At 40.7% G+C, this 21873-nt stretch carries 22 protein-coding genes and 1 riboswitch; of the genes, 10 read left to right on the top strand and 12 right to left on the bottom strand.

Translation table 11 applies throughout. From position 1 onward, the window contains the following. Positions 1–171: riboswitch (cobalamin riboswitch) on the bottom strand. This riboswitch is flagged as partial in the annotation. Positions 172–368: 197 nt separating this feature from the next. From PHN32_01525 to PHN32_01515, 3 genes are read left to right on the top strand one after another with little or no spacing between them, the layout of a single operon-like run. After that, positions 369–584: a helix-turn-helix transcriptional regulator gene (locus PHN32_01525; protein ID MDD3776277.1), complete on the top strand. Its 216-nt coding sequence runs from the start codon at positions 369–371 to the stop codon at positions 582–584. Beyond that, positions 581–1519, top strand: coding sequence for a DNA adenine methylase (locus PHN32_01520; protein MDD3776276.1), 939 nt, complete (start codon positions 581–583; stop codon positions 1517–1519). Before PHN32_01525 ends, PHN32_01520 begins: the two co-directional genes overlap by 4 nt. After that, entirely contained in the window at positions 1520–2347 is an 828-nt protein-coding gene (locus tag PHN32_01515) for a DNA methyltransferase (protein MDD3776275.1), read from the top strand. Here the strand turns inward: PHN32_01515 and PHN32_01510 are convergent. Then, on the bottom strand, positions 2296–3405 hold the full coding sequence (locus tag PHN32_01510; protein MDD3776274.1) for a hypothetical protein: 1110 nt from the start codon (positions 3403–3405) through the stop codon (positions 2296–2298). The two genes, PHN32_01515 and PHN32_01510, sit on opposite strands and share 52 nt — an antisense overlap. A gap of 222 nt (positions 3406–3627) precedes the next feature. Between PHN32_01510 and PHN32_01505 the strand changes: the two genes are divergently transcribed. The 3 genes from PHN32_01505 to PHN32_01495 all read left to right on the top strand — a co-directional run bounded on the left by PHN32_01505 (position 3628) and on the right by PHN32_01495 (position 5342). Beyond that, positions 3628–4152, top strand: coding sequence for a MutH/Sau3AI family endonuclease (locus PHN32_01505; protein ID MDD3776273.1), 525 nt, complete (start codon positions 3628–3630; stop codon positions 4150–4152). A gap of 250 nt (positions 4153–4402) precedes the next feature. Next, positions 4403–4723 (top strand): (Fe-S)-binding protein, encoded by a 321-nt coding sequence (locus tag PHN32_01500; GenBank protein ID MDD3776272.1) that lies wholly within the window; start codon positions 4403–4405, stop codon positions 4721–4723. 94 nt (positions 4724–4817) lie between these two features. After that, positions 4818–5342 (top strand): PaaI family thioesterase, encoded by a 525-nt coding sequence (locus tag PHN32_01495; GenBank protein MDD3776271.1) that lies wholly within the window; start codon positions 4818–4820, stop codon positions 5340–5342. A gap of 24 nt (positions 5343–5366) precedes the next feature. Here the strand turns inward: PHN32_01495 and PHN32_01490 are convergent, their stop codons facing one another. Then, a complete protein-coding gene (locus PHN32_01490; protein ID MDD3776270.1) occupies positions 5367–5921 on the bottom strand; it encodes a hypothetical protein in 555 nt (184 codons plus the stop codon). Between the two features lie 66 nt (positions 5922–5987). Continuing rightward, complete coding sequence (locus PHN32_01485; GenBank protein MDD3776269.1) at positions 5988–6155, bottom strand: hypothetical protein; 168 nt, start codon at positions 6153–6155, stop codon at positions 5988–5990. Positions 6156–6316: 161 nt separating this feature from the next. Here PHN32_01485 and PHN32_01480 point away from each other — a divergent pair, with 161 nt between their 5' ends. From PHN32_01480 to nifJ, 3 genes are all read left to right on the top strand, one after another. Then, positions 6317–6685 (top strand): hypothetical protein, encoded by a 369-nt coding sequence (locus tag PHN32_01480; GenBank protein MDD3776268.1) that lies wholly within the window; start codon positions 6317–6319, stop codon positions 6683–6685. 106 nt (positions 6686–6791) lie between these two features. Continuing rightward, entirely contained in the window at positions 6792–7802 is a 1011-nt protein-coding gene (locus tag PHN32_01475; GenBank protein MDD3776267.1) for a dihydroorotate dehydrogenase-like protein, read from the top strand. Between the two features lie 16 nt (positions 7803–7818). Beyond that, positions 7819–11343 (top strand): pyruvate:ferredoxin (flavodoxin) oxidoreductase, encoded by a 3525-nt coding sequence (gene nifJ / locus PHN32_01470; protein MDD3776266.1) that lies wholly within the window; start codon positions 7819–7821, stop codon positions 11341–11343. Between the two features lie 48 nt (positions 11344–11391). Here the strand turns inward: nifJ and tsaA are convergent, their stop codons facing one another. The 7 genes from tsaA to PHN32_01435 form a co-directional block, all read right to left on the bottom strand. Next, the gene (tsaA, locus tag PHN32_01465; protein ID MDD3776265.1) at positions 11392–11814 is read right to left on the bottom strand and encodes a tRNA (N6-threonylcarbamoyladenosine(37)-N6)-methyltransferase TrmO; all 423 of its coding nucleotides are present in this window, start codon (positions 11812–11814) and stop codon (positions 11392–11394) included. Between the two features lie 3 nt (positions 11815–11817). After that, the gene (locus tag PHN32_01460; protein MDD3776264.1) at positions 11818–13380 is read right to left on the bottom strand and encodes an ABC transporter ATP-binding protein; all 1563 of its coding nucleotides are present in this window, start codon (positions 13378–13380) and stop codon (positions 11818–11820) included. Then, positions 13373–14206, bottom strand: coding sequence for an ABC transporter permease (locus tag PHN32_01455; protein ID MDD3776263.1), 834 nt, complete (start codon positions 14204–14206; stop codon positions 13373–13375). The genes PHN32_01460 and PHN32_01455 overlap by 8 nt, the downstream gene beginning before the upstream one ends. Beyond that, a complete protein-coding gene (locus PHN32_01450) occupies positions 14190–15164 on the bottom strand; it encodes an ABC transporter permease (protein ID MDD3776262.1) in 975 nt (324 codons plus the stop codon). The genes PHN32_01455 and PHN32_01450 overlap by 17 nt, the downstream gene beginning before the upstream one ends. A 1-nt stretch (position 15165) precedes the next feature. Beyond that, entirely contained in the window at positions 15166–16731 is a 1566-nt protein-coding gene (locus PHN32_01445; protein ID MDD3776261.1) for an ABC transporter substrate-binding protein, read from the bottom strand. Continuing rightward, positions 16728–17423 carry an FmdE family protein gene (locus PHN32_01440; GenBank protein ID MDD3776260.1) on the bottom strand — a complete coding sequence of 232 codons (696 nt, stop codon included), beginning with the start codon at positions 17421–17423 and terminating at the stop codon, positions 16728–16730. The genes PHN32_01445 and PHN32_01440 overlap by 4 nt, the downstream gene beginning before the upstream one ends. A 200-nt stretch (positions 17424–17623) precedes the next feature. Next, positions 17624–18100 (bottom strand): hypothetical protein, encoded by a 477-nt coding sequence (locus PHN32_01435; GenBank protein MDD3776259.1) that lies wholly within the window; start codon positions 18098–18100, stop codon positions 17624–17626. A gap of 154 nt (positions 18101–18254) precedes the next feature. Between PHN32_01435 and PHN32_01430 the strand changes: the two genes are divergently transcribed. Further along, positions 18255–19649, top strand: a complete 1395-nt coding sequence (locus tag PHN32_01430; protein ID MDD3776258.1) for a 2-isopropylmalate synthase — start codon at positions 18255–18257, stop codon at positions 19647–19649. On the opposite strand, the gene PHN32_01425 is transcribed toward PHN32_01430, so the two are convergent. Both PHN32_01425 and cobT read right to left on the bottom strand, forming a co-directional pair. Beyond that, positions 19650–20684 (bottom strand): hypothetical protein, encoded by a 1035-nt coding sequence (locus PHN32_01425; protein MDD3776257.1) that lies wholly within the window; start codon positions 20682–20684, stop codon positions 19650–19652. Between the two features lie 89 nt (positions 20685–20773). Continuing rightward, on the bottom strand, positions 20774–21829 hold the full coding sequence (gene cobT, locus PHN32_01420; protein ID MDD3776256.1) for a nicotinate-nucleotide--dimethylbenzimidazole phosphoribosyltransferase: 1056 nt from the start codon (positions 21827–21829) through the stop codon (positions 20774–20776). Positions 21830–21873: the final 44 nt, after the last annotated feature.

The following is a 21873-nucleotide window of genomic DNA, read 5'->3' as shown; positions in this document are numbered from 1 at the left end:
TCCTGACTTATGGGACTTTACCCTTCGCCTTCCCAGCTATTGCCAGTGGCTTATTGAAGAATACTCACCCAAATACAGTGGCGGGACCGTTCCAGATTCTAACTGGATTCCCTTGAAAAGCAGAATGTTATTAAATTGTAAAATAAGCTAAGGATAATATAGCATAAAATTAGGCAAAAGAATATGGACAAACAGAAACTTCAGAATTCTTGTTTTTATAATATGTGCTAATGAATATTTAAATTTTTACATCAATACCTATTTATTTATTTTGTTTATAGTGATAGAATATCATATGAAAACTTTACTTGATATAAATAACAATTTAAATTACTATTAAATGAAATAATTATTATTATTGCAATATAATGAAAGTTAAACAAATTAACACCCTGGGTAGCAATATAAAAAATTATCGCACTAAAAAAGGTTTATCCCAAGATAAGTTAACCAAAAAAGCAGATATAACTCTTACCACTTTGGTAAAGATAGAAACTGGTAACAATAAGAATCCAACGATAAAGACATTAGTAAAAATAGCTAATGCGCTAGGTGTAAAAGTGGATGACCTAATTAATTCATGAGTAAATTAAAATTACTTGAAGAGAAAAAAGCAAAACCTTTCCTAAAATGGGCAGGCGGCAAGAATCAGCTTATACCTGAGCTGGCTAAGCGTTTACCATTGAAAATTATTGAGCTGGGAAAAATAGATTACTACATTGAGCCTTTCATAGGCGGAGGAGCTTTCTTCTTTTACTTAAAAAATAATTATATAATCAACCAAGCAGTGCTTATGGATATAAATCAAGAATTAGTTCTAGCTTACAAAACTGTTAGAGACTACCCTCACCAACTTATAGAAAAGCTTGCTATGCTAGAAAAATCCTATTTAAAAGGTACCACCAATCAAAGGAAGGAATTCTTTTATAAGATTAGAGCCAGATATAACATGCAGCAACCGGGTTTTAATTATGATAGTTTTAATTTTAATTGGATAATTAGAACTGCCTATCTGATTTTTCTAAATAAAACCTGTTATAACGGCCTGTTTAGACAAAATAGAAAGGGTGGCTTTAACGTACCTTATGGGTCTTATAAAAACCCTAATATTTGTAATAAAGCTAATATTTTGGAAGTACAAGAAGCCCTGAAGGATACTGAAATTATATGTTCAGATTTTGAAAACTTAGAAAAATATATCAGAAAGGGAAGTTTTATTTATTTAGATCCCCCTTACAGACCTCTAAATGGTTCATCAAATTTTACAAGCTATAGCAAAGAATCTTTTTCCGAAGAAGACCAGATAAGGTTAGCCCACCTTTATAAAAAAATGGATCAAAGGGATGCACTACTAATGCTGAGTAACTCAGATCCTAAAAATGAAAACCCAGAAGATGATTTTTTTGATAAACTTTATAGCCATTATAATATAGAGAGAGTATTGGCAAAGAGAAGCATTAACTGCATAGGGACAAAAAGAGGCGAAATAAAGGAATTAATAATCAGAAATTATTCCTAGATGCAATTAAACCTGAAAAAAGAGATTACTTCAGTTTGGTCTTTTCCTGATAGAGGGAAATGGGCTACTCATACCTCTAATTTTAGAGGTAATTTTGCTCCCCAAATACCAAGAAATGTGATAGAGAGATATTCTAATACCAGTGATATAGTTCTTGATCCTACAGTAGGGGGAGGCACCACTGGTATTGAATGCAGGCTTACTGGAAGAAATTTTATTGGTTTTGATATTAACCCTAAGTTTGTAAAGTTGGCCAATAAAGCTATGGATTTTACTCTCCCTGGAGCACTAGATGAACCATATTATTCAATAAAGGTAGGGGATTTAACCAACCTTAAAGAAATACAAGATAATTCTATTGACCTGATTATTACCCATCCGCCTTATGCTAATATAATTAGGTATTCCAATGGCGAAATTACCGGCGACCTTTCTAATATTTCTAGCATAGAAAAATTTTGTAGAATTTTTCGCAAAGGTATAAACCATTTATATAGAGTCCTAAAACCAAATCATTACTGTGCTATTCTTATTGGAGATCTTAGAAAAAGGAAACATTATATTCCTTTATCCTTTTACATAATGGAAAATTTTTTAGATGCTGGTTTTGCTTTAAAAGAAGATGTTATAAAAATACAACATAACTGTAAAACCACTCCTTATTGGCAAAAACAAACTGAAAAATATAATTTTTTATTAATAATGCATGAACATTTATTTATTTTTAGAAAACCAGACCTCTTAGAGAATTTAAGCAATATAAAATTTAGTACAAACTATATTAAATCATCCAAAGATAAAATATCTCCAGAAAAAGAAACTAGATAGATTCTATCTTTAAATTCACTTGTAGCTCTTTTAACGCTTGTTAAGGAAAAAGAAGGTGCGAAAATAAATGCTTTTATGTCTATTTTGACAAAAGAGTTGTCTAAAATTTGTTTTATCCATCTTAAGTATTTTTGAGTTTGTATAATTGAATCTATTCCAGCTATTTTATTTTTTAATTCAATTATTATATTAGGAAGAGTACCCTCCTTAATAGGGTTATCATGCCTGTAATAACATATATCTGATCTATCCATTTGGTAGGATTTAAATGGAGAAATAGGGACTTGCCTACAAATCACATCCTTTTTTTCCGGCCTTAATAATTCATTTTTAAATAATCCAGGATTCGCTAATAGGCTTGCTTCCAAATGTGCTTCATTTAATATACTGCCCTTTTTGTAGTCATATGCCAAATCTTTTATTCCTAAATTTTTATTAAATAATGTTTTATTTTCGCCTATTGTAATTCCACTAAAATCCTTATTTGAAATAAATATTTCTTTACTTTGCCTTAATAAATTCATTAGAACTACAGTTTCACCGGGTGTCATCGTACAGAAACCCATATTTTGTATTGAATTTGAAGGTAAAGGAAAACCAAGTTTACCTATTATAAAATATAGTTCATCGGTACATATCATCTTTCTTTTAAGCTCTAAATAATCCTTAAAAATGAGAACATAGGGCTGACATTTTTCTATTTCTTCTACTAAAAAAATTCCTTTATGAGAAGTGGGCTCATAACGTGAAGATTCATCCCAAAAAAGTTCTGCCTTAGCCTCTCTGCCCAAAGGGCTATGAGTGCCATTTAAATAAAATGACCCGAGACTTTGGTGGCCTATAGCCTGACCGCCATAAATTATCCGCCTTTTGGAAAAGAAAAAAATATGCGTACCTTCTCTTATACATGAATAGTCTGCCAAAGCATGAAAATGTCTGCTATGGGCTGAGGGGATCCCAAATTGAGGTTTCATTAGAAACGAATATAAATTTTTCTGTAAATACAACTCTAAAGAATCGTTGTCATATAAGGTTATGAATAGCCCGCCTTCTGCCATAATATCTATTAATATGTTTTTTTTAAATTTTTTTATTGTTTGTTTTATTATTATTACAATGTATTAATTTGTCAAAATTAAAATATTTATTTAGAATAATAATATATAAGTTTAAATTTTTAATATCTTATGAATATAATTACCAGAGAAGAAGCGTTCAATAATCTTAAAAAATATTTAAATGTAGATCTTTTTAATTTTGCCAAAAAATTGGAAATTGTTGTGTTTAAAAATGGTAAGCAGAATAAAGGCTGGAAAGGCTTAGTTTTGGAAAGACTTGCAGGACTGAATAACAATTGCAGTAAGGCCTCCAATGGAGAAAACTTTGAATTGAAATCTGTTGCCTTTTATTATGTAAAAGGCAAATTAGTTCCAAAAGAAACCATGGCAATTACCATGATAAACAAAAATGAATTAAGAGACACATCCTTTTATAAAAGTCATTGCTGGCAGAAATTAAAGACTATAATCTTTTGTGCAGTATCATGGGAAGGTAAAAATATTCCAAAATCAAAACTTCTTAAAGTAGATATCATTGATTTAGAGAAAGATCGTGAATTAATAGATGAAATTGAATCAGATTATGAGTATATCAGAAACAAATTAGTAATGGATGGTTTTGAATCTCTCACTGGTAAAGATGGTAAATGGATACAAGCTAGAACAAAAGGTGCAGGACATGGTTCGAGAAGCAGAGCTTTTTATGCCAGAAAGCGCTTTATTGAAAAAATTTTAGATTATTCTTAAAGAAACTGCCATATAATTCCCTATACAGAAAGACAATTTTGGCTATGAGCAGGCTATTAGGTCATTAATATACATTTTGCAATATATCCCTATTTTTTTAGCCAAGTAGGCATAACCATAATTATGTGTTAATAGGTCAATAGCCTTTTTATTAACTTATTAGTTTTTCATTTATGTTTGTGCTCTCTACATTTGTCTACAAACCAAAAATAAGCTAATATTTAGAAAACTAAAATTAAAGGAATTAATAATGTCAAATATGTTAATAGTAATACTGGTATCGGTGGCTATAGCCCTATTTTTAGCCATCCTTATAATACTGGTAAGCATCATACTTCCCAAAGAAAAAAAGAAGCCTGAAAAAGTAGAGCAGATACTGCAAATAATGCCTAAGAGAGATTGCGGCGCCTGCGGCTTTATAGGCTGTGAAGACTATGCCAGAGCAGTAGCCGAAGATCCTTCACTGGCCCAAGAACATAAATGCCCCTTTATTTTAAGAGACGAACAAAAATTACCTGAGCTGGAAAAACTGTTGGGAGTAAAGATAGATAAGAGCAAAAAGAAGAAGTAGATTGCCAGCTAAATATTACCAATAATTGTTCCCCCACTGGATTTATAACATCCCACCCATTATAATCTCTAAAAAAGTCAACCAAACCAAACATATGGAACATAGACAAAATTACAAGGTAACAGCCAAACAGGAAAACTCCAGAATGTGCTTTGTATGCGGCCTAAAAAATAAGCTGGGCCTAAAAGCATCCTTTTACGAGACAGACCAAAAAGAACTGATAGCCATATTTACCCCCAATCAAACCCATCAGGGCTACCCGGGAAGGCTGCATGGAGGCTTAGCGGCAGCTATTTTAGATGAAGCTATAGGACGCAATATAAATATGGGAAAAGATGAGCAGCTGTGGGGAGTTACAGTAGACTTTAGTATCCGCCTAAAAAAACCAATACCCTTAGGCCAGCCCCTAAAAGCAGTAAGCAGGCTTACTAAAGAAAACAGGCGGTTTTTTGAAGGTACGGGAGAAATACTGCTGGAAGATGGAACCATTGCAGCCACTGCCCACGGTAAATACTATAAGATGCCTATTGGAGACATATCCTCTGATTTTACCATGGATCCCCAAGACTGGATGGTAAAACCTGCCCCAGATGATCCCCGTGAAATAGAAATACCATAAATAATATTTAACCAAGGTGCTGCCTTAATCATCCAAGATAATAATGGTGCTGGCGCTGATTTGAGGAGGTAGCGAAGTTAGTACCACCCCTGCATTTAATACCCGTATCCTCTGCCCTTCTTTTAATGCATTGGCCTGATACGCTAAATTAATACTATCTTTTTTAAAAAGTATGCGGGTATAGCCTACAACAGATACATAAGCGCTTTCTGCTTGCGACTGGCCTGAGCCCTCTTCTACCCACAGTATTACCTGGCCATCATTGCCGGTTTCTATTTTACCTATAATGCCCTCAATAAAAAACACCTCTTCTGCTTCCTGTATCTCTAACAGCAAATCATCTCCAGATGCCTCTCTTATCTTGTTTATGGCAGTCTGGTCCATGCCAAAACCGGTAATGGCCAGGATCTTCTGTCCATCCCTTTCCATTACCGCCGTACTTATAATATTTACTCCCTGATCTATAAGTTCCTGGGCCAGGTTATCCCCTGCCCTCTCCCCTGGCCTGCTGCAGCCTGCAATTATTGCTATAACCAGCAGCATAGCTGCCAGGCAGCCAATTCCATATTTAATCTTCACTTTAAAAACACTCCTTTAAGTTCTGCTGAATATAATAAGCAATCCGGCTGGATAATAACCAGCTAGCTAATCTTGGTCCAACTTATCAGCCAACCTGTTTAGCTCTGCTTTAGCCTGGTCAACTTCTTTTTTTAATTTTCCCACATAAGAGAGAGCTCCCAAAGCCATTACAAAAGCTGCCGGGGCTAAAAAAGCCATGATGCTCCCTACCAGGTTAAAGGTTTCCAATACCATCCTCCTTACCTGTTAATAATTATTAACCTATGATAAGCAATAACATAGATTTTTCAACCCTGCCAGGCTGACTCCCTTCCCAAGCCTTATGGGCAAAGTTGATTTTAAAAGGCATATGTTATTTAATATATTAAAATAATACCTAATATCTTTACATATACATGAGAAAATTTTTTACCATCCTCTTGTTTGGAGCCTTAATCTGGGCGATACCGTTTGCTACATTTTTGCTGGCAGAACCTTTAAAACAAGGCAAGGTAGGACCTTATGAATACCTGATCTTCCTTTCCTTGATAATAGCAGTTGTATTTTTCGGCATAATTTATTTTAAGAATATGTTCAAGGGTTTTGCCGGAGAAGGCCTTCTGGTAGGAATCCTGTGGTTGGCCATATGCCTGGTGTTAGACTGGCTGGTCAAATACACCCAGCTGGAGTTTGTCCCCTATTTTTTAAACCATGGTTTCTGGTACACAGCAATACCACTGGTAACTGCCGGATTTGACCTTATCGCCAAGAGAAAAGTATGGTAGAATAATGAGATTTGTGGTATAGGCAGGATAATTTTAGCCTGGTGGCTAAGTGTTTTTTTAGTGCTAAAATAGGGTAGGTTGCTTAATAATTTAAGGAGGTTTTACCATGTCAAAACTAAATACAACCTATATGGGAATTAAACTGGACAACCCTATTCTGGTAGGCGCCAACAACCTCATGAAAAAAATGGATAATATTAAAAAGATGGAGGAGGCCGGCGCTGGGGCTATCGTCTACCGGTCCCTGTTTGAAGAACAGGTACAGCTGGAAGACCTGCAGCTTACCGATGAAGCAGAGGAATACGATGAACGGCACGCAGAGATGATAGACGTCTTTCCTGACATACATCATGCAGGCCCCCAGGCACACCTGTATCAACTGGAAAAGATAAGAAAAGAAATATCTGTCCCTCTCATAGGCAGTTTAAACTGTGTACACCAGGAGGTATGGGTAGAATACGCCAAAAAGATGGAGCAAACCGGGGTAGATGCCCTGGAAATAAACCTGTACTCGCTTCCTTATGATATACAGGTAGAAGGAACCGCTATTAAGAAAGACCACTACAACATAGTTGAAAATGTTAAAAAAGCAGTATCCATACCGGTAGCGGTAAAACTTAGCTTTTTTTACACTAATCCCCTTAATGTAATAAAAACCATGGACAGTTTGGGAGCTGATGCTTTCGTGCTGTTTAACCGCCTGTTCCAGCCTGATATAGATATTAAAAAAGAGGAACATACCCGGCCTTTTAACTTAAGCAGTTCCGGGGATTACCGCCTGCCTTTAAGGTTTGCCGGCCTCTTGTATAATAATATAAAAGCAGATATCTGCAGCAGTACCGGGGTATTTACCGGAGAAGATGCAGCCAAGATGATACTGGCAGGAGCCCAGACCGTACAATGTGTAAGCGCTTTATATAAGAATAAAATCAGTTTTATAGGTCAGATAAAAAAACAGCTGTCTGACTGGATGGACAGCAAAAAATACAAGACATTAGATGATTTTAGGGGTAAACTGTCAAAGGATAAAGTTTCGGATCCCTTTGTGTATCAGAGGGCCCAGTATGTGGATATACTTATGAATAAGGAACCAATAATTAAAAACTATACAAGGTAATTAAAGGAGTAGAAGCATTATGAAAAAAATGAAAACCATGGATGGTAACACCGCAGCCGCTCATGTGGCCTACGCCTACACAGACGTGGCGGCAATATACCCCATAACTCCATCCTCAACAATGGCAGAATTTATAGATGAATGGTCTGCCTATGGGCGTAAGAATATTTTTGGACAGCAGGTAAGCGTGGTAGAGCTCCAATCAGAAGGCGGTGCATCAGGATCAGTACACGGCTCACTCCAGGGAGGGGCTTTGACTTCCACCTTTACCGCCTCCCAGGGTTTATTACTGATGATACCTAATATGTACAAGATATCAGGAGAACTGCTGCCGGGAGTATTTCATGTAAGTGCCAGGGCTGTAGCCGCTCATGCACTGTCCATATTCGGGGACCATTCAGATGTTATGGCTGCCAGGCAGACTGGTTTTGCCCTACTGGCTTCCGGAGGCGTGCAGGAAGTAATGGACCTGGCCGCTGTAGCCCATTTGGCTGCCATTAAGTCCAGGGTCCCCTTCCTTCACTTTTTTGATGGATTTAGAACTTCCAGCGAAGTACAGAAAATCGAGGTTTGGGACTATGAAGACTTAAAAGAACTGGTAGATATGCAGGCTATAAAGGACTTCAGGGACAGGGCCCTTAATCCCATGCATCCAGTTACCAGGGGTACTGCCCAAAATCCCGACATCTTTTTCCAAGCCCGGGAATCATCCAACAGGTTTTATGAAAAAGTTCCAGATATAACCGCAGATTATATGGCTAAAATTAGTAAACTGACTGGTAGGGAATACAGGCCTTTCAACTATTTTGGAGCTCCTGACGCTAAAAACATAATAATTGCCATGGGCTCAATAACTGAAGCTATAGAAGAAACAGTGGATTACCTAAACCGTAACGGTGAGAAATACGGGGTTATAAAAGTACATCTCTACCGGCCTTTCTCCGCTAAACACTTCATGGAGGCTTTACCGGAAACAGTAGAAAAAATTGCTACTTTAGACCGGACTAAAGAGCCCGGCTCTTTAGGTGAACCACTTTATGAAGATGTAAAAACCCTGTTCTATAATATGGATAAGAGACCGCTGATTGTGGGCGGCAGATACGGTTTGGGCTCCAAGGATACTACTCCTTCCCAGATTAAGGCTGTCTTTGACAACCTTAAAAAGGATGAGCCTAAAGATGGATTTACCATAGGCATAAACGATGACCTTACCCACACCTCACTGCCTATAGAAGATAAAATTGTTACTGAGCCAGAAGGCACTATAATGTGCAAGTTCTGGGGTTTGGGCTCAGACGGAACAGTGGGAGCTAACAAGAACGCCATCAAGATTATTGGTGACAACACTGACCTGTTTGCACAGGGATACTTCCAGTATGACTCTAAAAAATCAGGGGGACTTACCATCTCTCATTTAAGGTTTGGAAAACACCCTATTAAATCCACCTATCTTATTGAAAACGCTGACTATATTGCCTGCCATAACCAAGCTTATGTAGAACAATATAATTTGCTAAAAGGCTTAAAAGACAGCGGCAAGTTTGTATTAAACTGCCAGTGGGATATGGAAGAACTGGAAGAAAAACTGCCAGCAGATATGAAGAAATATTTAGCAGAGCACAATATTGATTTCTATACCATTAATGCTACCGATATTGCCAGGGATATAGGCCTGGGCAACAGGATTAACATGGTAATGCAGGCAGCATTCTTTAAAATTGCCAAGGTTATAGAGCTGGATAAGGCAGTAAAACTGCTGAAAGAAGCCATAGAAAAAACTTATGGCCGAAAAGGGAAAAACATTGTGGAAATGAACTATCAGGCAGTGGATCAGGGAATAGAAAAGCTGGTCAAGGTAGAGGTGCCGGAAGCCTGGAAACAGGCCAAGCAAACTACAGAAACAGCTGCTGCTGAGGTGCCCCAATTCATAAGAGAGATACTTATACCTATGAACAGGCAGGAAGGTGACGACATTCCAGTAAGCAAGTTTGAAGGCAGGGAAGATGGTACCTTCCCGGCAGGAACTGCTGCCTACGAGAAGAGAGGTATAGCAGTAGAGGTACCGCATTGGATTAAAGAAAACTGCATACAGTGTAATCAATGCGCCTATGTTTGCCCCCATGCTGTAATCAGGCCGTTCCTAATTACAGAAGAAGAGGCTAAGAAGGCTCCAGAAGGCTTTGAAATGCTGGATGGAAAAGGCAAGGATATCAAGGACTATAAGTTTAAGATTCAGATAAGTCCTTTGGATTGCACCGGCTGTGGAAACTGCGTAGAAGTATGCCCGGCTAAGGAGAAGGCCCTTGAACTTAAGCCTTTGGAAAGCCAGCTATCCGAAGTAAAGAACTGGGAATATGCATTAAGCCTATCCCCAAAAGAGGGTATTGATGCCAGCAACCTGAAAGGATGCCAGTTCAAACAGCCATTGTTTGAATTCTCCGGCTCCTGTGCCGGTTGTGGAGAAACCTCATATGCCCGGCTAATAACCCAGCTGTTTGGAGACCGGATGATGGTAGCCAATGCTACCGGTTGCTCCTCTATCTGGGGAGGATCCGCTCCATCCACTCCTTACACTGTAAATCATCTGGGCAGAGGTCCTGCGTGGGCTAACTCCTTGTTTGAGGATAATGCGGAATATGGATACGGAATGGCTTTGGGTAACAAACAGGTAAGGGCCAAGATATTAGATTTAGCCAGTGAGCTGGTTAAACTAAATTTAGATTCCAAGCTTAAAGAAGTCCTAAACCAGTGGATTGAAAACGTAGATGATGGGGATATCACCAAAGAGGTCTATCCCCGGATGGTAGAGCTCTTGACCCAGAAACAGTCCGATTCTAAAGCTGAAGACCTAAGGAAGCAGATGCTGGAATTAAAGGACTACTTCATCAAAAAGTCAGTCTGGATTTTCGGTGGGGATGGCTGGGCTTATGATATTGGATACGGCGGCCTAGACCACGTACTTGCTTCCGGAGAAGATGTTAATGTATTTGTTTACGATACTGAGGTTTACTCCAATACCGGAGGTCAATCCTCTAAATCTACCCCTCTGGGTGCAGTGGCTAAATTTGCCGCTTCAGGTAAAAAGGTCAAGAAAAAGGACCTGGGACTTATGGCCACTACCTATGGTTATGTATATGTAGCCCAGATAGCTATGGGAGCTAACAAAAACCAGACCCTTAAAGCCCTGCGTGAAGCAGAAGCATATAAGGGGCCTTCTATTATCATTGCTTATGCTCCCTGTATTAACCACGGATTGAAAGCAGGTATGTCTCATACCCAGGGCAGGGAAAAAGAAGCAGTGGAGGCCGGTTACTGGCACCTGTACAGGTACAATCCTGTATTAAAAGAGGAAGGCAAGAACCCCTTCGTGCTGGATTCCAAAGAGCCTTCTGCATCCTTTAGGGATTTCTTGATGGGAGAAGTAAGATACGCATCACTCACCAAGACTTTCCCCGAAATAGCGGATGAACTATTTGCCAAAGCGGAAGAAGATGCCAAAGAAAAGTACGAAAAATACCACAAAATGTCAGAAGCCGAATAGTTTCAAAATATAACCATAAAAAAGTGCAGGAGAAATCCTGCACTTTTTTTATTTCTTCAATCCAGGCTTACTGTCCAAATCAGCCACATAAGGCTTTATATCTATTACCGGGGTACCGTCCAGCATATCCAGGCTGGTTATATAAAGGTTGTTGCCTTCAATTTTTTCCAATTTTACTACCGACATGCCTACAAAATTAGGCCTCCGGGGAGACCTGGTAGCAAATACCCCTCTGGGTTTATCCTGGCCCGGCGGAAGGGCGGTGAGGTTATAACCAAGGTTTTGGTTAAAATAAAAGAGCACTATGATATGCTCATAATTTTCTAGGCCTTCCAACCCTGGAAGATATTTTTCATAAACTTCAATAATCCCTTTAGCTCCCTTGGAGTAAGCAGCCTGCCGGGGAGCTTGTTCCCTAGTCTGGTAGGGAGAATGTACTATGCCTATGGGACTTATAGTGTATTTTTTCATAATTTATTCTGACTTTATTTTACCATGTTCTAGTAACACTATGCGATCGCTAACCTTGCGGGCTACACCCAGGTCATGGGTTATAAACAGCATTCCCAGCCCCCTTTGCTCCTGGATTTGGTTCAGCAGCTTAAGCACCTTGGCCTGAATGCTGGCGTCCAGGCTGGAAGTAGGTTCATCAGCAATAATAAGTTTTGGAGAAATAACCAGGGCCCTGGCAATGGCTACCCTCTGCAGCTCTCCTCCACTTAAATGGTGGGGGTAAGTTTCTAAAAATTCCCGGGTAGAGGGAAGTTCTACTTCCTCTAATACCTGCCTTACTTTATCTGTTCTCTGCTTTAAGTTTCCCCATTTCTGTATTACTAGAGGCTCTGAAACTGCTTCCAGCACTTTCAGTCGATGGGAAATAGCGGAGCGTATATCCTGGAAAATCATCTGTACCCGGCCATAAAAATCAAGGTCCCATTTATGCACCGGTTCATTTTCCAGAAATATCTCTCCCCGATCTGAGTAAATTAAGCCCATAATAATTTTGGCCAGGGTGGTCTTTCCAGAGCCGCTCTGTCCTAATAGTGTAACTGTTTCCCCTTCATATATATCAAGGTCCACTTCTTCTAAAATGGGGTCTTTCCCATAGGCCTTTTCTATTCCCCTGGCTTTTAGTAAAGCTATTATGCCTTTACGGTGGCAGGCCAGGCTCCTGGTACTATAGGCTTTAAGTTCAGGCTTCTGCAGCCTGCATACATCTATTCGCTGGGTACACCGGGGCCAGAAGGGGCAGCCAGAGCGTACAAACTCTGCCTTACCCCTTATTCCCTGCAGGTCCTTGGTACGGTCCAGCGAAGGATAAGACCTTATAAGGCCCCGGGTATAGGGATGCCGGGGCTGGGAAAAAATCATTTCCGTGGGTCCCAGCTCGACTATGCTCCCCCCGTACAGGACCAATGCCCTGTGGGAAAGTTTTTGGGCTGTTTCCAAATCATGGGTAACCAGAATTACCGTTTTTTGGCCGCTTATCTTTTTAATGGTTTCTATCAGATCCTGTTTTGACTTCTGGTCCAATGAAGAAGTAGGTTCATCTAATAGAACCAGCTCTGGACGGCAAACATAGGCCATGGCCACCAATGCTTTTTGTTTTTCTCCCATGCTTAGCTGATGGGGGTAGGCATTATGCCTACCGGCTGGAAAACCTACCTCATTTAACATCTCTGAAACATCTTGGCTGCTATTTGCTATTTCTATAAGCTGATGGTATATGGTCAAGGTAGGATTAAGGATATTTTCCACATTTTGAAATACCATAGATATTTTTTTCCACCTGATACTTGCCCATTGCTGTTTATCTGCGCCGCAAAGATTTATTCCGTTAAAGTAAATTCCCCCTTTTGTTCTTCCATCTTTAGACTGCTGGCCAAGCATTCCCATAATGCTCATGGCCAGGGTGGTCTTCCCTGTCCCCGACTCCCCTACAATGGCTACTATCTCACCGGGGGCAGCAGTAAAACTTATATCTTTAAGTATGGTTTTAGGCCCATATCCTGCATATAAATCTTTTACTTCAAGCATCCTTTAGCCTCGGATCTATTACTTTTTCCATTAAATTACCCAAAAAGGTAAAAGAAAGCAAAATTAGGGAAAGCATTATGCCGGGGGGAAGCAGCCACCACAACCATACCGGCAGATAGTAAAACTTAAAAGCATTATGCATCATGGTTCCCAGGCTTACCGAAGATAGGCTTGAAATTCCTATAAAAGCCATGCCTGCCTCTAAAAATACGGCAGAGCGGGCATTATGCAAAAAGGAAGCCGTAATGATATTCCCTAGATCAGGGATTATGTGCCTGGTTAGGGTATACCACTTGCCGGCACCAAAGGTTTTGGCACAACTGATATGGGTCTTATGTTTTAATACCAAAGTCTGCCCCCTTATAATCCGGGCTCCACCTGCCCAGTGAAACAGCGATATAATTACTATCAGGCTGCCCATATTTGGCCGTATAAAAGCAGAAATAAGGATGATAATTATTATGGATGGCAGTATCAATAATGCATCTATTATTCTCATAATCACCATGTCTGTCCATCCTCCGGCAAAGCCTGACCACATGCCTACTATCACACTAATGCTGGTAGCCAGCATGCCAGCACTAAGTGATATCAGCATGGAAGTCCTCAGGCCGTAGCCCAGCCGGGAAAATATATCCTGCCCCAGGTCATTGGTACCCAGCCAGTGCTGCGCACTGGGCGGGGCAAATATGTGGGTACTGAATGCGTCAGGGTCCTGAATTAGGAGGGGTACTAGTATTGCCCCTAGAAAAAGCAGCAGAATCAAGCCCAGGCCCGCCTGTGCCTTAACATCCCGTTTTAAGTTTTGCCTAATGCTGATATGCATAATCTATCCTGGGGTCTAATTTTTTGTAAAGGATATCCGCAATAAAGTTAATGACTAAAACCAATAGGGTTAACGCCAATAGGCTTCCCTGCAGAAGCGGATAATCCCGGTTTAATATGGAATTATAGATGAGGGTTCCCATGCCCGGATAGGAAAATATTATTTCTATAAACAGGGCTCCGGTTACCAGCCGGGTACCAACATTTATTCCTGCCTGGGTAGCTACCGGAATCAATGAATTCTTTCCAGCATGAACATATCTTATCCTGGTTTCGCTAAGTCCTTTGGCCCGGGCCAGCAGTATATAGGGCTCCGACATATTAGAAATCAAAGAGTTGCGGGTAAGTAAATATACTGACGGCAAAAATACTACTACCAAGCTTAATAGTGGTAAAATCATGTGTGCTAGATAATCCAGTGAAAGGCTAAGCCCTTTCAGGTTAGCATAAGCAGTACTGGCTCCCTGGAAAGGCAGCAGGTTCCACATGGAGCCCAGAAGTATTAATAATAATACCCCTATAAAAAAACTGGGAAAACTGGAAGAAAATATAATGGAACCCAGAAGTACCCGGTCTGCAGGCCTTCCCCTCCTCCATCCTGATTCTATTCCTGCTATAAATCCCAATAGGTGGGAGATGAATACAGCCAAGCCCATAAGTATAAGGCTGTAGGGCAGATAAGCGGAAAGCACGGTTTCTACCCTGGCCTGATGAAAATAGGAATATCCCAGCCTTCCTGAAAACATTGAATACAGGTAATTTAAATACTGTTTCCATAAAGGCCCCTCCAATCCGTAAGAACTTTGAATATATTCCATGGTCTGGCTGGGTAATTTTATCAGCACTTCATTTCCATATATGGCACTTAAGGGATCACCGGGAAGCATCCGGGGCACCATGAAATTTAAAGTTATGATTACCAAAAAAGCTATGATATAGCTAGATATGCGTTTTCCCATATCAACCGCCTATAAATGCCATCTTATTTATTGGTATCGGTATTCCTGTAGCCAACCCTCCAGGAGTAAAGAAAATATCTGCTTTGCCATTATGGGCCCAGTACCACTGAGGATAGTAAAGAGTTATTGAGGGCAGCTGCCGGGCATAGATTTCTTGGATATCATCTATTATTTCTTTTCTTTTGTCTTGATCCATTTCCTGTATCTGCATATTTAACAAGTCTACCAGCTGCTGGTCCTTAAAGTATCTTACGCTGTTAAAATCTTTACCGATTACAACCCTGTTCAGTGACTCTGGGTCTCCTCCCAGGCCGCCATGGCCACTTAGGGCCAAGTCAAAATCCCAGGTTTCAATTTTACTGTCCAACGTTTTGGCCTCATAGCTAACCAGGTCAATTTTTATTCCTATATCCTCTAAATTACTTTTTATAATCTGGGCATCCCTTTCCAGGTTTCCCTGACTTACTGCCAGCTCCAGCTCCAGCTGCTGGCCTTCCTTATCATAATAACCATCCTGGCCTTTGCCATATCCCAGCTCTTCTATCATTGACTCTGCCAGGGAAGGATTAAACTCATACTCAAATGTTTGAGGATTATGCCAATCAGTATTGGCAGGAGGTATAAGTCCCGGACTGCCTTTTTCAGCTTGTCCCCTTTGAGAAATTTCTACCAACTGATCTAAATTAATGCCGTAGGCCAAAGCCTGCCGTAAAGACTGCCCTGCCAGCAGTATATTAGTCTGGTGGTTTATAATAAGCTTGACTGCCCAGACGGGCGGTTCCTGTTCCAATTTAAAGCCCTTCTGCTCCATATTTAGGGCAATATCGGCCGGTATGGACCCGGCATCAATGGCCCCGCTTTCCAGCATGGGACCGGTGGTCTCTTGGGATACCTTTATAAAAGCAATACTGGAAGGCGAAACTTTTCCCCCGTAATAGTTCTGGTTAGCCTCATAAAGATAAGAGCCTTCGCTGGGGTTGTAATCAGCCAGCCGGTAAGGGCCGGTGCCCACCAGGGCATCATCCTGGCGGTATGTTAACGGTTCCTGGACATCTTGCCAGATATGCTGGGGTAAAATAGGCAAAGTCCCAGCAATATTGGCCAGGAAGGGGGCATAAGGTTTAGAAAGGCTTATAGTAAACGAAAGATCATCCAGCTTTTCCACAGATTCTATAAAACTAAAATCCACCCATACCCAAGGATGCTGCTGCATATAGTTAAAGGTAAAAAGTACATCATCTGCTGTAAAAGGCTCCCCGTCATGCCAGCTGATTTTTGGCCTTAAATGAAAAGTAAAGGAATTATTTTGCTGGTCATAATTCCAGCTTTCAGCCAGCATGCCTACAAATTGGCCCTGGCTATCTTTCCATATCAGGGTATCAAACAATAAGCTCATTCTTATATAGCCGGGGCCCCGGGCATACATTCCGTAGGGGGAAGGAAAGCCCCAATCACCAGTTTCGTCCCCTATTTTTAATATATCCTGGTTTGGTTTGGCTCCATCAGAACAACCGCAGAAAACCAGTATCACCGCAATCATTAGGGCAGGTATGATTATCCTTCTCACACCTGCTCCCTGCATCCAATTCCATAACCATCCATATAGAAAAACCTATCTGCAGCACAAGCAAGGCAATAAGGCTGGCCTTCTTTTAACCTAGCCCTGGTTTCCATCACTGACTCACCGCATTGGCTGCAGATAACTGATTTATGGATAGGGGCAAACCGCGGAGGCTCTGCCTTGCCTTTGGTAATAACAAACATCTCTGGTTCTGGTACCTTTAGCTCACTAGAGGCCATGTTTTGCCCCAGCTGCCTAAACTCCTTTTTAACCTGCGGTCCAACATTTTTCCTTTTGGTTACTATATTTTCATACAGTTCAAAAAGCCTGGGATAAATTTCTGCCCTGGATTTCCAAAAGCTAGCCTTCAATACCAGCCTGATCCATTGTTTATTGGCCCTGCTGGCTACGGTTACTGCCGTTTTGCCCAAATCATAAAAAATTAGGGCATTATTGCCAAAAGTGCATCCAGTTACCAGCTGTACCCCATCACTAAAACAGTTATTGGTCTCCACTATGGCCAGTACTTCTTCCATGCCTTCATGCTCTAAATTAAGCTGGTTCATAGCATAGCAGGCAGCTTTTACCCCATAGGCAGAAAAACTGCAGATATGTCCGTGGAATTCAGCAGATTTATAAAGGAGCTGCTCTAGGTCTTTCTGTCTTATAAGCTTATTTATATGTTCCCGGTAATTCATGTTAACCCTCCCTATAGGGTTAACATTATATAACTAAAGTGCTACGTTTTCAATATTGTGTAGCACTTTTTTCTCTATAATGCCCAGCTACCATTAACTTGCTGCAAACCTATGCTACTGCCCCATAGTATAGTTAGCCTGTTCTCCTATTTTTAAGAACAGGCGCATCATACTATATTAAAAATTAGATTAAATTAGAACTACTCCAACACAGATACCCTTTTTACCATTCCGGTTTTAGACCACCATTTTCCCAGTCCAAAATACCTGCCCGCACCGCTGATATTAAGCAGGATAAGCAAGAATACGTTTATGATATGGGCATCAATTAAGGGGTTATTATTAGGGGGGAGCACCGCCGACCACAACAGTACCATCATTACTGCCCCTACCGTGGTACTTATCTTTACCAATACCCCTAATATCAAGGTTAGGCCTACAAACAGCAAGCCTAACATAAACAACCAGTCAACCACTGCACTGCCCCCGATAGCCTGGTATAATCCGGCCAGGGGCCCCCTGGAAGCAAATTTTAAAAAACCTTCAGTGGGAGAACCTCCTGCTATCCAGGCTGCCTGTGGTTCAGTAGCAAAGCCCAACCCCAATAGTTTATCCATGAATGCCCATAAGAATTCAAACCCAATTAATATCCTAAGGGTAGCCAATATGCCTTTCACAGGTTACCTCCTAAATTAAATTATTTGTTATTTATTATATATTAATATACTAATATGTAAATACCACGCTTATTTTTTATTCCTATGGTTATAATTTATTCTTTGTTAAAATATTATTACTTTTGCTAAGTAAACTACAGATAAAGGAGAGTGTATGGGCAGTAATGTGAAATATAATAAAAAAAGCAAAATGCTGGAAATCGAATACAGCTTCAGGGATGTAGAAAAGCCAAACCTGTTTAGGAATTTTTACCCTTATACCGATATACCCAAGATTGTGTTCAACCACCGTTCGGTACCTATGAATATTCCAGAAAAGCTGTATATAACTGATACCACTTTCAGGGACGGCCAGCAGGCCAGATCTCCCTATACAGTAGAACAGATATGCCAGATATTTGACCTGCTGCACCAGCTGGATAATGGAGCAGGGGTAATAAGGCAATCTGAATTCTTTGTATATTCTAATAAAGACAAGGAAGCAGTAACCAAATGCATGGAAAAAGGCTATAAATATCCCCAGATTTCCTCCTGGATCAGAGCCAAAAAACAGGACTTTGAAATTGTAAAAAGCCTGGGTATAAAAGAAACGGGGATACTGGTGTCCTGCTCTGACTACCATATATTCAAAAAGCTTAATATGAACCGTTCTGAGGCCATTAAAACATATCTGGGAGTAGTTAATGATGCCCTGGAGGCAGGGGTAATTCCTAGATGCCACCTGGAAGATATAACCAGGGCAGATTTCTATGGATTTGTACTTCCCTTTGTAAATAAACTTATGGAACTGTCCCGGCAGGCTAATACTCCGGTTAAGATAAGGGCTTGTGACACCCTGGGCCTGGGAGTTACCATCCAGGGAGTAGCCCTGCCCAGAAGCGTGCAGCAAATAATCTACGGGCTGGTAAATTATGGGGAAGTCCCCTCCGAATGGCTGGAGTGGCATGGCCATAATGACTTTTATAAAGCAGTGGATAACTCGGTTACTGCCTGGCTATATGGAGCAGCTTCCGTAAATACCTCCTTGCTGGGTATAGGTGAAAGGACTGGCAATACTCCCCTGGAAGCCATGATTATTGAGTTTGCCCAGCTAAAAGGACAGGATTTTGGCATGGATTTAAGAAAGATTACTGATATTGCCGAATTCTTTGAAAATGAATTAAACTACGAGATTCCTCCCAGAACTCCATTCGTGGGAAGGGCCTTCAACTCTACCCGGGCTGGAATCCATGCAGACGGGCTCTTAAAAGACGAGGAGATTTATAATATATTTGATACTGAAAAAATCCTGGGCAAGCCTCCCACTGTAGTTATAAACGCCCATTCTGGATTGGCTGGTATTACTGCCTGGCTGAACAATTACTTTGCACTCAAGGGAGACCGCAGAATAGATAAAAAGGATCCGCGCCTGCAAAAAATAAAAGAGTGGGTAGATAATGAATATGATGTGGAAAACAGAACCACAGTTATAGGTGACGCTGAAATGGAGCATATGATTAGCCAATATATGCCTGAACTATTTAAACTGAGGGAAAGCAGGGTGGAATAACTAACAGCTTTCTACCCAGTTAACCAATACTTTTTCAGGATCTTTAGATTTATAAGCAATCTCATAAAGGCTTTCCAGCAAGGGCAGCCTTTCTATTAGGCCCAAATCAAGTACATACCTATGGCCTAGCTTAAGGGCGTGATAGCCTTCAGCCACTTCTCCTTGTTGTAGCATATCTTCATATGCTGATTGGGCCTTAAGGCCTTTGCCTATTAGCTCCCCAAACCTCCTATTTCTTCCTGACTGGGAAGTCACATAAAGATCCCCCACTCCTGCCGGACCGTAGGCCGTAAGGCTCTTTCCCCCTACTGCTTCTGTAATCAGGTTCATTTCCCTTACAGCCTGGCTAAATAGGATTGAACTAAAATTATGATAAGAGCCAGGCTTTGAAACTGAATAAAGACCATCACAGATTCCCAGCCCCATGGCATATATATTTTTAAAGGCTGAACAAATTTCCACTCCGCATACATCAGAAGTAATATTTAACCTGTAGTAACCTGCCTTAAATCTCTCTAATACAGCAGCCAGGCTGCTGTCCCTGGTAGCATATACACTTAGAGTGGGAGTAAAATAAGCTAGCTCTACTGCTTTTACCGGGCCGCCTATGGAAGCCCAGGCAATATTTTTTTTAGTTTTTTGCCGGTATATGCTGGCAGCAGCAGCACTGATCCTTTCCACCCTGTTTTCCTGCTCGATCAGTCCTTTGGTAAGGCATAAAAAGCAAGCATCTCTTGGGACGGCACAACCTAGTATTTTTAAAAATACAGGCATAAATCCATGGCTGGTTACTGCCAAGAAGATAAACTTTGAACCTTCTATAGCTGATTGAAGCTCCTGGTGGGCCCACAGCTTTACCGCTTCAGGTAAGGGCTTCTTTAATTTAGGGTGCAGGCCTTTCCGGCAAAAATGGATTATTTCATCATCCAGCCAGGTGCCCCATAAATTTACTTCAAAACCAGCATCAATTAAGGGAAAAGTAATAGCACTCCCCATATATCCAGCCCCGATTACTGTAACTTTATCAGTATGCAACCAACTTTCCCTTCTTTAATTATAATCATTAAACCTATAAAATTATGCTATACAGGCTGCAGTAAAATATAGCAAACCTTCCAGCAAAACTATAATTTTTTAGACACCCCGGCATCACCAAAGGTAGCCATCTGGTTTAGTATTTTTATCGATGCATCCGCTATGCTTATTCCCATAGCTGCCCCTGTTCCCTCCCCCAGCCTCATGTCAAAATCAAACATAGGTTTCAAACCAAGCTTTTGCATCATTATTATATGGCCTATCTCTGCTGAGCGGTGGGAGGCCAGCATGTAAGGCTGGCATTGGGGAGCAATGGATTGGGCAATAATAGCTGCTGCAGTGGAAATAAAACCGTCTACAACTACTGGAATTCTAGTCATAGCTGCCCCCAGTATAAGGCCAGCTATGCCCCCTATTTCAAATCCCCCTATTTTAGCTAAAACATCCAGGCCATCAGAAGAATTGGGCCTATTTACATTGATTGACCTTTGAATAACTTCAACTTTATTCTTAATATCTTGCTCGCTTATACCGGTGCCTTTACCGGTAACCTGTTCAATATCTTCACCGCACATCACCGCAGCAATTGCACTGCTGGGGGTGGTATTGCCTATACCCATCTCTCCCGTACCGATAATACTGCAGCCTCCTCTTACCAAGTCTTCTACTACCTCTATCCCTATATTAACTGCCTGCAGGGCCTCGGCACGGCTCATAGCGGGGCCTTCAGCTATATTGGCAGTACCGTAGGCAATTTTTTTTAAATAAAGCTGGGGATGTGGTTTAAAATCGTGATCAACCCCCATATCTACCACATATACCTTGGCTCCAATATGCTGGGACAGCACATTAATAGCCGCGCCACCTGACAAAAAATTATAAACCATCTGAGTGGTTACCTGTGGGGGATAAGCACTTACCTTTTCTTTAACCACCCCATGGTCAGCAGCCATGGTCACTATACATTTATGGTTAAGGCTAGGGCTTATGTTTCTGGTTATTGCTACAATTTGTTTAGCTATTTCTTCCAGCCTGCCCAAGCTTCCTTTGGGTTTGGTTAAAAGATCTAATTTCTGCTGGGCTTGAGTAAAATACTTTGGCTTTAGTGGTTCAATTCTTTCCTTTATCTCTTCTATAGTGTACATATTGCTCCCTTGGCAAGGGGATTCTTGCCAGCTATATTAATTAT

Source organism: Actinomycetota bacterium (assembly GCA_028698215.1).
Classification (GTDB): Bacteria; Actinomycetota; Humimicrobiia; order Humimicrobiales; family Humimicrobiaceae; genus Halolacustris.
The sequence above is the reverse complement of the archived record's forward strand: the minus strand, read 5'-3'. Positions and strand labels throughout refer to the sequence as shown.

Coding starts and splice junctions, on each gene's coding strand:
- PHN32_01525 (MDD3776277.1), top strand. CDS start 369: ATGAAAGTTAAACAAATTAACACCCTGGGTAGCAATATAAAAAATTAT.
- PHN32_01520 (MDD3776276.1), top strand. CDS start 581: ATGAGTAAATTAAAATTACTTGAAGAGAAAAAAGCAAAACCTTTCCTA.
- PHN32_01515 (MDD3776275.1), top strand. CDS start 1,520: ATGCAATTAAACCTGAAAAAAGAGATTACTTCAGTTTGGTCTTTTCCT.
- PHN32_01510 (MDD3776274.1), bottom strand. CDS start 3,405: ATGGCAGAAGGCGGGCTATTCATAACCTTATATGACAACGATTCTTTA.
- PHN32_01500 (MDD3776272.1), top strand. CDS start 4,403: ATGTCAAATATGTTAATAGTAATACTGGTATCGGTGGCTATAGCCCTA.
- PHN32_01495 (MDD3776271.1), top strand. CDS start 4,818: ATGGAACATAGACAAAATTACAAGGTAACAGCCAAACAGGAAAACTCC.
- PHN32_01485 (MDD3776269.1), bottom strand. CDS start 6,155: ATGGTATTGGAAACCTTTAACCTGGTAGGGAGCATCATGGCTTTTTTA.
- PHN32_01480 (MDD3776268.1), top strand. CDS start 6,317: ATGAGAAAATTTTTTACCATCCTCTTGTTTGGAGCCTTAATCTGGGCG.
- PHN32_01475 (MDD3776267.1), top strand. CDS start 6,792: ATGTCAAAACTAAATACAACCTATATGGGAATTAAACTGGACAACCCT.
- tsaA (MDD3776265.1), bottom strand. CDS start 11,814: ATGAAAAAATACACTATAAGTCCCATAGGCATAGTACATTCTCCCTAC.
- PHN32_01460 (MDD3776264.1), bottom strand. CDS start 13,380: ATGCTTGAAGTAAAAGATTTATATGCAGGATATGGGCCTAAAACCATA.
- PHN32_01455 (MDD3776263.1), bottom strand. CDS start 14,206: ATGCATATCAGCATTAGGCAAAACTTAAAACGGGATGTTAAGGCACAG.
- PHN32_01450 (MDD3776262.1), bottom strand. CDS start 15,164: ATGGGAAAACGCATATCTAGCTATATCATAGCTTTTTTGGTAATCATA.
- PHN32_01440 (MDD3776260.1), bottom strand. CDS start 17,423: ATGAATTACCGGGAACATATAAATAAGCTTATAAGACAGAAAGACCTA.
- PHN32_01430 (MDD3776258.1), top strand. CDS start 18,255: ATGGGCAGTAATGTGAAATATAATAAAAAAAGCAAAATGCTGGAAATC.
- cobT (MDD3776256.1), bottom strand. CDS start 21,829: ATGTACACTATAGAAGAGATAAAGGAAAGAATTGAACCACTAAAGCCA.